The following is a 14,959-nucleotide window of genomic DNA, read 5'->3' as shown; positions in this document are numbered from 1 at the left end:
TTAATGATTGAACGCTAGAAAAAATCTAGCGTTCAACCATCATTTAAAATTAAGAAATGGAAGAAAAATTAGAACGATTAAAAGAGATTGATAGCATCTTAGTCAGTAATGAGGTTGCAGAAAATACGGAATTGCAGCAGGTTTTTTCAAAAGCCAAAAAAGCTATTGAAAACGATGAAGCTCAAGCAATTGGTCAGTTAAGCCAAAACTTATCCCTCTATCTAATGATGCATCAATATAAAGCTCCCAAAAATGTGATAGAATTTGCTACAAATATCGCCAAAGAATATCATCGGGAACGTGGTAAAATCTCCACCTTAAATATGTTGGCTATGAGTCTCCATGGCTTAAAATAGGATAAGAGAATTGCCCTAGAGTTGATCTAGGGCATTCTTTTGTTCCTCGTCGACAATATGGGTATAAAGGTCCGTGACCTGTGTACTAGCATGTCCCAATTGATGACTGACCAAGACTTGTGATTTGGTCGCATCATACAGACGGGTTGCAAGTGTGTGGCGTAGTTTATGGGGTGTTACACGGATTTTGAAAGATTCCGAGTACTTTGCAACCATTTTTTCAATGCTAGAAGCATCCATTCGATTCGCTCTGCCTCTATATTCACTCAAAAACAAAGCAAGGTTTTGTTTCTCAGGCTTGTAGCGTTTGTCGCGGATTTCGATATATTGGAGGATATAGGGTTTAGCAAATCCGGCGATGGGCACCGCATCCCGACGACCTCCCTTACGCGTGACCTCCGCAATCATCAGTTGTGTATTCAAGTCCCTAACATCGAGGTTGACAGCTTCTGATAAGCGAATCCCTGAAGCCAGCAGAAGTGCAATCAATGCTAAATCTCGTTCCTTGTTTTTCTCATAGGAACTGAGGGCACGTTTGGAAAGCTGTTTGGGATAATCATCCTCAATGTGGCGTAAAAATCCCTCAGTTTCATCTCCTAAAAAGAGCTTTTGCTTGATCGTCTCCGCCCTTGCAGCCAAAGTCTCCTTTTTCTTTTTCGTCGAAACCTTCTTCATAACATTGCGGTAAAAATAAGGTTCTCCCTGTTCATTTTCAACCTCCTCGGTCAAAAATTTAAAGAGACTAGAGAGAGCCGAAAGAGTCCGGTTAATGGTTGTCTGTGATAATCCAGTCTTAGTCGAATTTGCATTCAACAAGGGACGTTCACGCAGGTATAAGATAAAAGACTCAATATCTTTCTTAGATAAATGCTCCAGTGTTTCAATGGGAATCTCTTTGATTTCAGAAACTTGAACCAGATCTGTGTCCATCAACCAGTTAAAAAATCTTTGGTATTCTTTCAGGTATTCGTATAAGGTCGGAAAACTATAAGGCACAGTTAACTTGGATTGGTAGTATTCCAATACATACCAAGGCATAACCTGCTTTAAAACTTCAATCTTTTCTAGCAATAATTCACGACGCATAAGTACCTCCAAATTCTCTAATAGTAGTGTACCAAATACAAAAACGTTTTTCAAGAAAATTACAGTTTTTCGGAAAGATGTTATAGAGGATATCTTGATGGATTTTTAATGTCTAACTTACCATTACTTCTAAAAACTCCTTAGACTGTCTTTTTTAACGTTTACCAATACTAAGTAAGATTACTGACTCTCTCGCCGCCGGTATTTGCAGCTTAAAACAAAGAATAACTTGGACGAAAAACTTTATGGTTTTGAAACGAACTGTTTTTTGATGAAATTTATTTATGTTAACTACAAGCTATTCAAAAAAAGCTGGGGTTTCCAGCTTTTTCATAAATTCAATTCTTACTTACCGTAAATTTCCTGAACTAGTTTATCTAATTCCCTCTCTTGTAAATCATAATTAGCTCCATTCTTTGCTAGGGCATGAATGTTTTCTGAGCAACTAGCTATTTGTAAATGTATTGAATTTGTGACATCGAATTTCTGAACATCAATATTTTTCAGTACATCTAAACCTCTATTTAAACCAACTGCATAAGCATCGATGATATTTCTTATACTTAATGAATTTAAGATTCCGCTAACATAATATGCTTCTTGCATACTTGAAGTTGCTAACATTAAAACTTTCGAATCTACAACAACAGGCTTATCTTGATCTTGAAAAATATTTAATTCAGCGTTAGGAAGTGTACTATAACTTCCTAACGCAACCGCAGAAAAACTTCTACTTTGCTCCTTCCAAATTACTTTATAAGAAGAAAATGTATAATCGCCCACATTATCTAAACGATACCATGGTTGGGTTTCTGGATTAAAGAATTTGCCACTTTGAATTCTACTAGCAAGAAGGCCAGTTTTATAATACTCTAACCATTGGTAGGTTAAAGGTGCTTCATCAGCTAATATATCTTCTGGTAAGCCATATGGTGTATCTGGTTTATGTGGAACAATCATAAATTCATTAGAGACTACTTTCCATCTCTGAATATTTCTCCCTCCAATCATTGGATAAATAAAAGTGTTTTCAATAATTCCTTCCTGCTCTCCTTTAGACTTGAGATCTTCTCTTCTTTGTCTCGACATATCATTTATTATGCGTAAGTTATTATCGATATCTAATTTAGGTTTTTTTAGTATGTAAACACCTTTTGCTCCAGCTGGCTCAATCCCTTTTCTCCCTCTGTATGAAGGTTCTTTGCCATTTAAAAGAATATTATTTGATAAAGATAATTCGTCATTGGTCAAAGTCAACCACGATGATTGTCTGTTAGAAGAATCTATTGGTCTAGCAGATAGACGTTTGCTAACAATATAATCCTGAACTTGTTGCCATGTATAATGTGCCTGAAAATTTCTTTTTTCCTTATAACTCCACTCATACCAGTTGTACATAGGATAAGAAGTTTGTGCCCCCTTTTTTAGAAGCATACCTATTGTTCTGACAGTATGTTTTGGTTTAAAAATCTTAATGTCATTATAATCATCAACCAACTCAACTTTGATAGGAATTTTTTGCCCATTTCTTGTAATTTCAAATTTTCGGAATCCTTCTCCACCTTTCGTAGATTTGATGAAAGTCCAAGGTAATAAGAAGTATAATTTACCATCCGTTTTCAAATATTGATCTAAAGCAACATAGGTGACAGCCATTCCAAAATCATCGTGCGTTGTTTTTTTGTCATAAGCATTTTTTTCAAAAATGTCATAACTTTTCCAAACATCAAGAGTTCCTTCTCTGTAGACTTTACTCATTGATTTCCAAGCAATCCAAGGTGGATTACCGACGACAAAATCAAATTTTTGTTTAAGCATTACAGGGGCAAAACTGTTTTTCAAGATTCTTCCCCAGAAAGAATCTTGAGCAGTTCGATGTAAACACGTCATCATTTCATACATTTTTTTTATGGATTCAATTTGTTTTTGAGACAAGGAAAGATTCTTCAAAACCAATTTTTCAAATGAATAGAATCCTCTTGTATTATCTATTGAAACACTTAATTCATCTAAAAATTTACTTGCTTGCGAAAAAGTTTCAAATTTTGGAATTACAAATTCTCCCACTGATGTCCTAGCAACAAACGTTTCTTCACTTTCTTCGGAGTAAACAATAGGAGATAATACAGAATCAGCAATATAAACTGGAATAGAGAGTGGTTTAGTTATTTGATGTAATGGCATCTCAAATAATGAAAGCAGAGTTAAGATATAATTGGCTTTTGCTGAAACAGCGGAAATAGGATTTAAATCAAATCCAACGATGTTTTTTGTTACTTTTTCTGCTTCTTCATATGTTATAGAATTATTCCTAGTATTTAGAACGCGTTTTAAAGCTTGAATAACAAATGCACCAGATCCACATGTAGGATCTATGATTTTTTTATCTATATCTCCAAAATAACCAACCCTATCAAGAGAGTGCTCAACAATCCAGTCTGGAGAAAAATATTCCCCCAATAAATGCCTAATTTGTTCAGGAATTAAAGTCATGTATATTTCTTGTAAGACATCTTGAACTTCCTCAGGACGTAGTTTGTATGTTGCCAAGTCAAATTTTTGAATAAGATTGAATACATTTTTGATAATATTAGTGACAATACTTTGATGACTTTCGCTTGCAAGGTAAGTAAACCACTCATAATAATGTATCTCAAAAAAATTGGAAATAATTAAAGAATTTTCGGTTTCTCTCCCCTCAAATAATTCAATTATCTCACTCCAAGACAGTTTAAAATCTAAAATAGTCGCCGGATCAATTATATTTTTTATAAAAGAATCAATAAGTATTTTAAGGGTGATATTGAAGTAAGTTTGTGTGGCAAATAAAAATATTTTTGAATCAATGTTTTTATCACTACCTACGCCATAAAGTTCTTTAATAGCAGATGATGTAGCATTAAATTCTGTCTCTTGACTTTCATTGCCAAACATAGAACCAAATGTTCTATCCCATTCTTTATATAAAGTTGTAGTCCTCCTAGGTTGATTTGTATTTGACTCGGTCTCAATTTCAGATTTGATAATATCATATAATTGGACAATCCCATCTGATATCATTTTAGATTTAGGATTAATCACTTGTGATAACGTTTCTTTAGTTAATTTAATTTTTGCAGTAGATTTAAATAAGGTTATAATTTCTTCTACGCCTTCTTTAAACGGAAATTTTTTATATTTAAATTGATAAAATGAATCCATTCTTTTAGAATTATAAATCTCCTCGAAACGAGTTCTTGTGATATCCAACGGAGAAACTTTTGACGACTTTGCAAAACGAGCAATTATCCATGAATTTCCGTCAAAACCAATACCAAAAGTGTCTAATATAGAATCATCAATTTCATCTCCATTAATCTTATTAATTATATATTGATACAACCCGCTATCATTAGTTTTTGTTTTTCTTCCATAAAGTGCCTCATTTACTCCAATGTCTCTAGAAAAGTGTCCTTTTTTCTTATATTCTATAACTAAATTAGCTATTGTTCCATCAGCACGCCCACCCTTGGCAAAGTTATACTCTGAGTGAAAGGAGGTATTCGGAGCATAAATCTGTTGTATGGGAAGAATAATATCTGAATATGTATAGATTTTTACGTCATCTTCATTAGACAGTACTCTGCTAGAAAACTGTTTAAAAATCGACTCTGGTGTAGCAACAATCATTTGACACCTACTTCCTGATTTTTAAACAATAAAAAAGTCACTTTATTAATTTTTAGAAAATGAAAAAAAACATTACTGATTACATGCTGTGCTGTGCTGTGCTGTGCTGTGCTGTGCTGTGCTGTGCTGTGCTGTGCTGTGCTGTGCTGTGCTGTGCTGTGCTGTGCTGTGCTGTGCTGTGCTGTGCTGTGCTGTGCTGTGCTGTGCTGTGCTAATGGATTGTACCATACTATTCTCCTTAATCAAGTCTTTTTTATGTCAACAACTACTAGTCTTCGTAATCTCCACCAGGTACTCCAAAATATTCTTCTAGAGTCAAACCTGATTTGGCAATATCTTTCGCTTCTGAACCAATATAACGTACGTGCCAGCTTTCTGCTGTGTAACCCATAATATCTTCTTTATCCTCGGTGTAACGAACAATAAAGCCATAATCTGCTGCATGGTCTCTTAACCATTTGCTGGCTTCTTTATCTGTCAAAAGATTTCCTGAGCTATCGATTAAGTCATAGGCAAGACCAGTTTGGTGCTCACTGTAACCAGCTCTTGCTGAGTAACGATCGGCATTGACTTGACCATCTCGATCAACATAGGATTGGTATAATCCAACCTGTGTTTCATAGGAACGATAACCACTATACTGATTGCTGACAGCAAACCCTTTTTCTTGCATATCTGCAATCAGTTGCATAAAGGCTGACTGAGCTTGAGGGTCTTCTCCTGGTGCATAGTTTGCATTTAAGGGGTGTTTCTTATTAACAATAATGATTTCTTGTCCATCAGAACCTTTGACACTATAGTAATCGCCATTATAAGTAGCTTTGCTGTCCATCTTAGCTTCTTTTTGTTGAGTATTAGACTTGGATGATGAACTTTCATTTGAATTGTTTTTGAGTGTCTGATTTGATTCAGTATTTCCCTTATTTTCTTGAGTAGTTGCTGATTCTTGGCCACAAGCTGCTAAAGCTAGGGTTGTAAGAATCAAACCTAACCATTTTTTTGATTTCATAGGTTCCTTTCTTAATACTCACTGATAGAGTAAATTTTGAAGCTTCCATTTTCTGGGCGAAGCATAAAGACTTGATTTTTATTAACGATATCGGATTTACCGTTTGTATAAACTTCTTTAAAGCTATTGCGGACTGTAACTTTATAATCATTTCCTTCTTTGGCAACATCCGTAACGTTATACTCTATTGTTGTTTGATAATCAACATTCGCTCTCGCAACACCACCGTTTGCTACGTAATCATACATTACTTTGTAGGCCTCACTATTGGTGTCATAATAGTCCGTGAAACCAACTGACCGATTACGGATAGAGTCACGCATGGCATTGATATAAGAGGTCATAAAGCTACTGATAGCTGCTTTATCTTCTTCCAATTTCCGTTTGGCTTCTTCTTCCTGCTTCGCTTTCTCTTCTTTGGCTTTTTTAGCATCCGTCATTTTTTGCTGAATATCCGAAGAAAGCTGAAGGTCAGCTGTAAGATTTTCTTGACCTGGCTTTACAAAAATTTTACTTTTTTCAGTCGTATAGGTATTATCTTCAAATTTAAACTGAGCATGAACCTCAATAGATTGGTTTTCAATCAATTTAAGTTTCTTTGTTAACTCAGTCGCGACTTCTTTATTATTGACGTATAATTTAATATCACTTGCCCCTTGAACATCGCTAGGGAGTGAAGCTTGAAGATTCTTATCTACATTAGAAATGGATAGGGTAATCTGATTCTCTTTGGCTTCAAAGAGTTCAGCTGTAATATCTGTATTCAAGTCGCCAGCATCTGTTTTTCCTTTAGCCACAAAGGAATGAGGGGCAAAGGAGAATTCTCCCAAATCTAATTCCTTATCTTTTTCCACCTTCTGTTCATTCAAGGTCAACGAATCTAAATTTGTTTTAGCCGTAATTGTCAGTGGGAAGCTTTTAACCTTATAAACAGGGAAGATACCAAGTTTTTTCTCCGTTTCCTCAAGACCGAGTAACTGATTCCCATTTTGATCTTCGATAATGTAAGAAGGATCAGCTTCTAACTTTGACAATTCACTTTCAAGCTTTCCATCTTCATTCAAATACTGAACAAAATTCTTAGCATCTTCTGCGGACCAGATCACTTTTTTCGAATCAGACTCACTGAACGATTCAGCAAGTTGTTGGAATTTGCTATTTTCAATTTGTTTGGAAAATTGATCAACGGCCAAATCCGTACCAGATTCCTTGTCAAAATAGTAATACCCACCGCCAAGAGCGATAAGAACTAGACCAATGGCAGTACCTGTCAATACCTGTTTCCGACTAAGTTTGAATTTCTTTTCTTTCTTAGTAGGGGTTGGGGCTGGCATTTCAAACACTTGTGCAGGTGCTACAACAACGGATTCAGCAACTGATTCAACCGATGTTAAATCAGGTAAATAATCTACGTCAAACCCTGTTTCCTTAGCAAGGGCAAATTCCTGAGGCCCAGGGCGACGACCGTGAGCTGCTTCATAAGCTTGAACCCAAAGTGTTTTTGGGTCCTGATTCCCAAGGTTAGCTTGTGAAGGTTCCTCGGTTTCTTCAGATGGAATCTCCTGCATTTTTGTTGAAGCTGATCGTGTAGAGTTTTGGAAACCAGTCTTCTTAGCTTCCATATATTCGGCAGGGCTAGGCTTGCGTTTCTGTTCAGATTCGAAAGCGGCAGCCCATTGGTGGGCTAAATCTTCTTCTGATGCTTCCCCTTCCAAAGGGAAGCCCGCTTCCTTTGCTGTAACAAACTCTTGTGGACTCGGTTTTCTTCCCTCACGTGTTTCAAACTGCTCTAGCCATTGATCCTTCTTTTCCATAATCTTTAACACCTAACTTTATTCTTTTTCCTATTATAAGTTTAGTAGAAAGCCAGTTTCCTGTCAATATTTTATTGATTAATTTTTAACATAAATTTATTTAATAAAATTTATCCTGAGAATCAAATATTAGCCCTAGATGTAACTTAACATCTACATATACACTAAATGACCCAGCAAGCCATTAACGATTTGTTGGGTCAGGTCAATTCATATTTTTAAAGTCCCAGTAACTCGTCTGGGAATTCGTCTTCGACATCAACCACATAGTACTCTTTGGGTCGATACCATTTTTTTAAAAAATTTATAGGAAATGCTTTGATTTTTGTATTATAGCGAGCTACAAACTCGTTGTAAGCTCTTTGATAGTTTGCTAGCTCTTCCTCACTCCTGAATAGTTCATCAAAGAGTCTTGAAACTGCTTGTGGCATATTTAAATCAGGGATCTCATCTAAAATCTGGGCGAACTCGCGCGAGGTTTCAACTTTGGATGAGCGGTGTTTTTCCGTCAAGCTAGACTTCATCCGTTCTTTAACAACAGTTGATTGCTCTGAAACAAGAACTCCCTGAGTTAATTCTTTTAAGTTCTCTTTTTCACGTTCCTGATGTTTGTCTACAAAGCGATTGGCTTTGGATAAGAGTTGACGATTTCGTTCCTCGGTAATACGGATATTACTTGCTAATTGAGAACAGCTTTCTGAGAGACGGTTGGCCTCGCTAATTGTTAGGAAACTATAGATCAACAAGGTTGTCAGCGTTCCGAGTACAAAACTAGCGCCTGGGAAGGGTTCAACAACAGTCTCCACTTCTTGAGGAGTAATTGTCAGAGCAAATATGAATACCCACAATAGAGTCGAAAGGATTGTAAAGCCGAGTAGACTAAGCAGGGTGACAAAAATTGATTTTTGTTTCATAGCACTCCTTCAATCACTTTTTCCGTTTTTTTCTAGCTTTTTTCAGTTGCTTATTCATACGGTTCATGGCTTGTTTAGTGGCAAATTGGCCAAGTTTCCCTTTAAGACCTCCTCCAAAGAGCTGGCTCATATCCATATCCCCACCAAGGGCTGATAGGTCTGGCATGCCATTTGCTCCCATCATTCCTTCCAAAGCAGACATATCCATATCCCCCATGTTTGGCATATTTGGCATGTTCTTAGGAAGTTGGTTAGGATTTAATCCCATTTGTTTCATCATCTTATTCATATCCCCAGACATAACCCCTTGCATCATTTGTTTGGCTTGGTTAAAGTCCTTGATGAATTTATTTACTTCCACAAAACTGTTGCCTGATCCAGCAGCAATACGACGACGGCGAGCTGGGGTGAGGAGATCTGGGTTCTCCCGTTCAGCGGGGGTCATGGAGTAGATAATAGCCTTACGGCGAGCAACTTCTTTTTCATCAACCTTGAGATTTTTTAAAGCTGGGTTGCTAGCCATACCAGGAATCATTTTTAAGAGATCTTCCATTGGTCCCATGCTTTGAACCTGATCCAACTGATCAAGGAAATCGTTGAAGTCAAAGGTATTTTCCCGCATTTTCTCAGCGATTTCCAAGCTCTTTTGTTGGTCATACTCTTGAGAGGCTTTCTCAATCAGCGTTAGAAGGTCCCCCATTCCAAGAATACGGCTGGCCATACGGTCTGGATAAAAGGCTTCAATGTCCGTAATCTTTTCACCTGTACCGGTAAATTTAATGGGTTTTCCAGTGATGTGACGAACAGATAGAGCAGCTCCCCCTCGGGTATCTCCATCCATCTTGGTTAAGATAACACCCGTAACCTCTAATTGTTCATTAAATTCACGCGCAATATTGGCAGCTTCCTGACCAATCATAGCATCGACGACCAAAAGAATTTCGTTTGGTTGGGCAAAATCCTTAATGTCCTTCAACTCTTGCATAAGGACTTGATCAATCTGCAAACGTCCAGCCGTATCAATCAAGACATAGTCATTTTTGTTTTCACGGGCTTGTTCCAAACCAGCTTTCACAATCTCAAGCGCTGGGACTTCAGTTCCCATCGCAAAAACGGGTACATCGATTTGCTGGCCGAGGGTTTTTAACTGGTCGATAGCCGCTGGGCGGTAAATATCCGCCGCAATCAATAAGGGACGAGCATTTTCTTCTTTTTTGAGTTTGTTGGCCAATTTTCCAGCGAAGGTTGTTTTCCCCGCCCCTTGGAGACCGGCCATCATGATGATGGTTGGGATCTTAGGTGATTTTTCAATCTCCGAACGATCAGAACCAAGCAAGTCAGTCAATTCTTCATTGACAATTTTAATAACCTGTTGGGCTGGATTCAAGGTGTCGATAACCTCTTGTCCCAAGGCACGTTCTCGAATTTGCTTGATAAAATCCTTCACAACAGGAAGAGCTACGTCAGCCTCCAGCAAGGCCATCCGAATCTCTTTGGTTGCCTCTTGAATATCTTTTTCGTCAATTTTGCCTTTTTTACGAAGATCTTTAAAAACAGATTGCAAGCGTTCTGTTAAACTTTCAAACATATTTCATCCTCACTCTCGATTATCAATGCTAGTTAGCAAGTCAATTTTTTCTTTTAAATACTTATCTTGGGGATAGCTTTCAAGGATTTCTTCAAAAACTTGACTACGAACAATATAATCAGAATACATATGGAGCTTACGTTCATAATCTTCCAAAATTCGTTCCGTTCTCTTAATATTATCGTAGACAGCTTGACGACTGACCTGGTACTCCTCCGCAATTTCCGCCAAAGAATAATCGTCCGCATAATAAAGCTCTATATAGTTCATTTGCTTATCCGTTAATAAAGCAGCATAAAATTCAAACAAAGCGTTCATGCGATTGGTTTTTTCAATTTCCATAACACTCCTATTGTAACAAAAAAATCGCAATTGGATACAATATTTACACACATCTTGCTAAAGAAAAAAACTCTGATTCTATCCACAAAAATTGAGTCTTCATCGCAACAAAAAGTCCCTCCGAAAGGGAGGGATCAATGCCATTCAATTTGTTCTCTTTTTGCTTCAGGTAAGGTTGCTAACTTATGCACTCCTGAAAAATCTCTCTTCAACCCTAGGAAGATTGTTTTTGCCTTTTCTTCCTTAGCTTGAAAAACAGATCATACAGAAATAAATTATGATTGAATCTCAACGCCACAGGATCTGTTCTCCACCCACTCCTTCTAATTTTCAAAATAAAATTCGAAACGATCTGCTGCATATTGGCTTTTTACGTACTCAAAGGCTTGTCCGTCTTCCAGGTAGGATAATTGAGTGAGCGCTAATACAGCTTGACCTCGTGGAATATCCAGATAATGGGCAATGCGATCCCCTACCAGTTTGGCACTGATAGTTTGACTTGATTTGCCAATTCGATACCCCTTTTCCTCCAAGCTTTTGAAAAAATGACTGGTTACCTGCTCTTTGGGTAAATCTTTAATAAATTTTTCTGGGATGGAGGCAATCTCATAAACGACGGGGACATCATCTGCATACCGAACCCGTTCCATACGAATGATATTCTCTTCTCTGGCAATCCCCAAGCGGTCCACTTCTTGCTGGCTTGGCAGGGTTCGCCGATAGGAGATAAGATGACTGGATGGCTCTTTTCCTTGCGACTGAATTATTTCTGTAAAAGAGGTCGTCCCCCTCATTTTTTCTTGAACACGGGTTGAAGCAATAAATGTACCGCTCCCAACGCGGCGTTCTAAGACCCCTTCTTCCACTAATAGTGTAATGGCCTGACGCAGGGTCATCCGACTGACCTGATAGTGTTCCGCTAAATCGCGTTCGCTTGGCAAACGCTGACCAATCTTCCACTGCCCTTGATCAATAGCTGATTTAATATCATCGTGTATTTCTAAATAGGCTGGACGCATAGCTCCTCCCCCTTCTTTCTTACTATTTTAGTGACCCTAAAAGGAAAAGTCAACTCAATGTAGCTTCCTTGGCAAGGAGCTAGGTCTGTGATACAATGGGAACTATAAAAAATCTAAAATGAGGAAAGGGATTAGATGACTACAATCACTCCTGACATGAAAGATGTCGAAAAAATTATCGTTCTGGATTATGGTAGCCAATACAACCAATTGATTTCTCGTCGTGTACGTGAAATGGGTGTATTTTCTGAATTAAAGAGCCATAAACTCAGCGCCCAAGAAGTGAAAGAGATGAATCCAGTTGGAATCATTCTTTCAGGTGGTCCAAACTCTGTTTATGAAGAAGGATCCTTCGATATTGATCCGGAAATCTTTGAGTTGGGAATCCCTGTACTTGGAATTTGTTACGGAATGCAGCTCATGACCCATAAATTGGGAGGAAAAGTTGTCCCTGCTGGTGAAGCCGGAAATCGTGAATACGGTCAATCCAACTTGACCCACACTCCTGACAGCCTCCTCTTTGCTGGAACTCCAGAAGAACAATTGGTTTTAATGAGTCACGGAGATGCGGTAACCGAAATTCCTGAGAACTTTGTTCGCACCGGTACTTCTGCTGACTGTCCTTTCGCGGCTATCGAAAATGCAGATAAAAATCTTTATGGTATTCAATTCCACCCAGAAGTTCGTCATTCTGTTTATGGATTTGACCTTTTGAAAAACTTTGTGTTCAATATCTGTGGTGCTAAAGGCGATTGGACCATGAATAACTTTATCGACATGGAAATCAAAAAAATCCGTGAAACCGTTGGAGATCGCAAAGTCCTCCTTGGTTTGTCAGGTGGAGTTGATTCCTCCGTTGTCGGTGTCCTTCTTCAAAAAGCGATTGGAGACCAACTCATCTGTATCTTTGTAGATCATGGCTTGCTACGGAAAGGCGAAGCTGATCAAGTTATGGATATGCTTGGAGGCAAATTCGGCCTTAACATCGTAAAAGCTGACGCTTCTGAACGGTTCCTTTCAAAACTTGCAGGAGTTTCGGATCCAGAACAAAAACGGAAAATCATCGGAAACGAATTTGTTTATGTCTTCGATGATGAGGCTCGTAAATTGGACGGTGTCGATTTCTTGGCCCAAGGTACCCTCTACACAGACATTATCGAGTCTGGAACTGATACCGCACAAACCATCAAATCGCACCATAACGTAGGTGGTCTACCAGAAGACCTCCAATTTGAATTGATTGAACCTCTCAACACCCTCTTTAAAGACGAAGTACGTGCCCTTGGAACAGAACTTGGTATGCCAGACGAAGTCGTATGGCGCCAACCATTCCCAGGACCAGGACTTGCCATCCGTGTGATGGGGGAAATCACCGAAGAAAAACTCAAAACCGTCCGTGAATCCGACGCTATTCTCCGCGAAGAAATTCAAAAAGCTGGCCTAGACCGTGACGTATGGCAATACTTCACCGTTAACACAGGCGTCCGCTCCGTCGGAGTTATGGGAGACGGCCGCACCTATGACTACACCCTTGCTATCCGTGCCATCACTTCTATCGATGGAATGACAGCCGACTTCGCCCAACTCCCATGGGATGTTCTGAAGAAAATCTCTGTCCGCATCGTAAACGAAGTCGACCACGTCAACCGCATCGTCTACGACATCACCAGCAAACCACCAGCAACAGTTGAGTGGGAGTAAACATGTCCTGAGGACATGTTTACCCGTCGCCTTGAAATTAAAAAGCGACGTTAACCCTTGCGATAAATCAATCTCGAGTTATTTTTAATGGAGGCTAAGTTTCACCCTCTATCTCACTATCCGCTGATCAGTCCTCGCAAAACGAGGGCTGATTTTTTATATCGCTCTCTCTTCTACTATTTCATAAAACTCAAAATTTAGTGCTTCTATGCTAATTATGTATGATACTATTTAAAGGGGAATTGGTATTCGAAAGAATTGGAGATATTGTATGAATTCAGAAATCAAATGGATTTTCTTTGATATTGGTTCTACACTTTTTGATGAAACTGCAGTTTATGAAAATAGAATTGAAAAGATAATACAGGATAATAAGATTGATAAAATGAATTTGTCACAAAGGTGAAAGAACGCGCAAAAATTAATCAGAAGCCGATTGTATCGGTTGCTGAAGATTACAAGGTGAAAATTCCTGCTTGACGGCACGACTTAGAAGTCTTATACCCAGATGTAAAAGAAATATTGCCAAAACTCTATCAAAAATACAAACTTGGTATAATTGCAAACCAGGATTTTGGGACGGAAAAAAGATTGGCAGCTTTTGGTATCCGACAATACTTTGACCTCGTCATCGCCTCTGCTGAGAAAGGTATCTCCAAACCTAATCTGAGAATATTCCAGATTGCACTTAATCGAGCGAATTGTAAACCTGAATCAGCCATCATGATTGGAGACAGAATTGATAATGATATAGTTCCAGCTAATAAAATCGGTATGAAAACGGTTTGGATTAAACAAGGCCCCAGTAGTTCTGTCGAGCCAAATAAAATCGAGGCATATCCCAGCTCCACCATCAACAATCTAAGTGCGTTATTGACTTTGCTCTCCTAATCAACCACATTTATTGCACAGAAGGTGCTTAACTATACAGAAAATACCAGACTATTTCAATTTAGGCGAGACTAATCGGATTTTAATTCTCTATATAGTTCAATCTAATCATTGTTAAACCTCTCTGGTGAACTTGACTCCTCAGATTTCAAACCATTATGAGTATTCTAACCTTGAGACTAAATGAGTATAAAATTGATATTCATTAAGTATTACATATGATTCATGGAGGTATTTAAATTGAAAACAAAAAATGTTATTGTTGTTCCCTATGATCCAATTTGGAAATTGGCCTTTCATCAAATAACAGACGAGCTTTCTACTCTTCTGGCCGATCTGATTCTTGGAATTGAACATGTTGGTAGCTCATCTGTAAAAGGGTTAGCCGCAAAACCTATTATTGATATTGATATTATTATTAGTGATGAATCCATGTTAGATAAACCCCAATTATTCATACCTAACTTAAAAACCTTCCAGAAACCGTATTGATCACAGGGTTTCTGGAAGGTTCTGCTTTTCACCCATTGGGTGAAACATTCGACTAGACAAAAAAGGATTTCCCCTTTA

The 14,959-nt window shown here is 38.1% G+C and carries 12 protein-coding genes and 1 pseudogene; 5 read left to right on the top strand and 8 right to left on the bottom strand.

Annotation, left to right across the window (positions count from 1 at the left end; translation table 11 throughout):
- The first annotated feature begins 56 nt into the window (after nucleotides 1-56).
- Nucleotides 57-356 (top strand): bacteriocin immunity protein, encoded by a 300-nt coding sequence (locus I2503_RS04735; RefSeq protein WP_196967205.1) that lies wholly within the window; start codon nucleotides 57-59, stop codon nucleotides 354-356.
- Nucleotides 357-371: 15 nt separating this feature from the next.
- On the opposite strand, the gene xerS is transcribed toward I2503_RS04735, so the two are convergent.
- The 8 genes from xerS to I2503_RS04695 form a co-directional block, all read right to left on the bottom strand.
- Complete coding sequence (gene xerS, locus I2503_RS04730; protein ID WP_196967204.1) at nucleotides 372-1,442, bottom strand: tyrosine recombinase XerS; 1,071 nt, start codon at nucleotides 1,440-1,442, stop codon at nucleotides 372-374.
- A 345-nt stretch (nucleotides 1,443-1,787) separates the two neighbouring features.
- The gene (locus tag I2503_RS04725) at nucleotides 1,788-5,111 is read right to left on the bottom strand and encodes an N-6 DNA methylase (RefSeq protein WP_196967203.1); all 3,324 of its coding nucleotides are present in this window, start codon (nucleotides 5,109-5,111) and stop codon (nucleotides 1,788-1,790) included.
- A gap of 268 nt (nucleotides 5,112-5,379) precedes the next feature.
- Complete coding sequence (gene ldcB / locus I2503_RS04720) at nucleotides 5,380-6,120, bottom strand: LD-carboxypeptidase LdcB/DacB (RefSeq protein WP_196967202.1); 741 nt, start codon at nucleotides 6,118-6,120, stop codon at nucleotides 5,380-5,382.
- A gap of 11 nt (nucleotides 6,121-6,131) precedes the next feature.
- Entirely contained in the window at nucleotides 6,132-7,934 is a 1,803-nt protein-coding gene (locus I2503_RS04715; protein WP_196967201.1) for a hypothetical protein, read from the bottom strand.
- A gap of 218 nt (nucleotides 7,935-8,152) precedes the next feature.
- Nucleotides 8,153-8,848: a LemA family protein gene (locus I2503_RS04710; RefSeq protein ID WP_196967200.1), complete on the bottom strand. Its 696-nt coding sequence runs from the start codon at nucleotides 8,846-8,848 to the stop codon at nucleotides 8,153-8,155.
- Between the two features lie 13 nt (nucleotides 8,849-8,861).
- Nucleotides 8,862-10,436, bottom strand: a complete 1,575-nt coding sequence (gene ffh, locus I2503_RS04705; RefSeq protein WP_196967199.1) for a signal recognition particle protein — start codon at nucleotides 10,434-10,436, stop codon at nucleotides 8,862-8,864.
- Nucleotides 10,437-10,445: 9 nt separating this feature from the next.
- Nucleotides 10,446-10,778, bottom strand: coding sequence for a putative DNA-binding protein (locus I2503_RS04700; protein WP_196091536.1), 333 nt, complete (start codon nucleotides 10,776-10,778; stop codon nucleotides 10,446-10,448).
- A 323-nt stretch (nucleotides 10,779-11,101) separates the two neighbouring features.
- Nucleotides 11,102-11,797, bottom strand: a complete 696-nt coding sequence (locus I2503_RS04695; protein WP_196967198.1) for a GntR family transcriptional regulator — start codon at nucleotides 11,795-11,797, stop codon at nucleotides 11,102-11,104.
- 135 nt (nucleotides 11,798-11,932) lie between these two features.
- On the opposite strand from I2503_RS04695, the gene guaA reads away from it, so the two are divergent.
- From guaA to I2503_RS04680, 4 genes and pseudogenes are all read left to right on the top strand, one after another.
- Nucleotides 11,933-13,498: a glutamine-hydrolyzing GMP synthase gene (guaA, locus tag I2503_RS04690; RefSeq protein WP_196091538.1), complete on the top strand. Its 1,566-nt coding sequence runs from the start codon at nucleotides 11,933-11,935 to the stop codon at nucleotides 13,496-13,498.
- A gap of 271 nt (nucleotides 13,499-13,769) precedes the next feature.
- A complete protein-coding gene (locus I2503_RS09775) occupies nucleotides 13,770-13,904 on the top strand; it encodes a hypothetical protein (RefSeq protein ID WP_282097725.1) in 135 nt (44 codons plus the stop codon).
- A gap of 89 nt (nucleotides 13,905-13,993) precedes the next feature.
- A pseudogene (locus I2503_RS04685) lies at nucleotides 13,994-14,389 on the top strand (HAD family hydrolase); the annotation flags it as partial.
- A 240-nt stretch (nucleotides 14,390-14,629) separates the two neighbouring features.
- Nucleotides 14,630-14,881 (top strand): GrpB family protein, encoded by a 252-nt coding sequence (locus tag I2503_RS04680; RefSeq protein WP_196967196.1) that lies wholly within the window; start codon nucleotides 14,630-14,632, stop codon nucleotides 14,879-14,881.
- Nucleotides 14,882-14,959: the final 78 nt, after the last annotated feature.

The sequence above is a fragment of the Streptococcus sp. NLN64 genome (assembly GCF_015831295.1).
GTDB lineage: Bacteria > Bacillota > Bacilli > Lactobacillales > Streptococcaceae > Streptococcus.
This window is presented reverse-complemented; position numbering and strand designations above follow the sequence as displayed.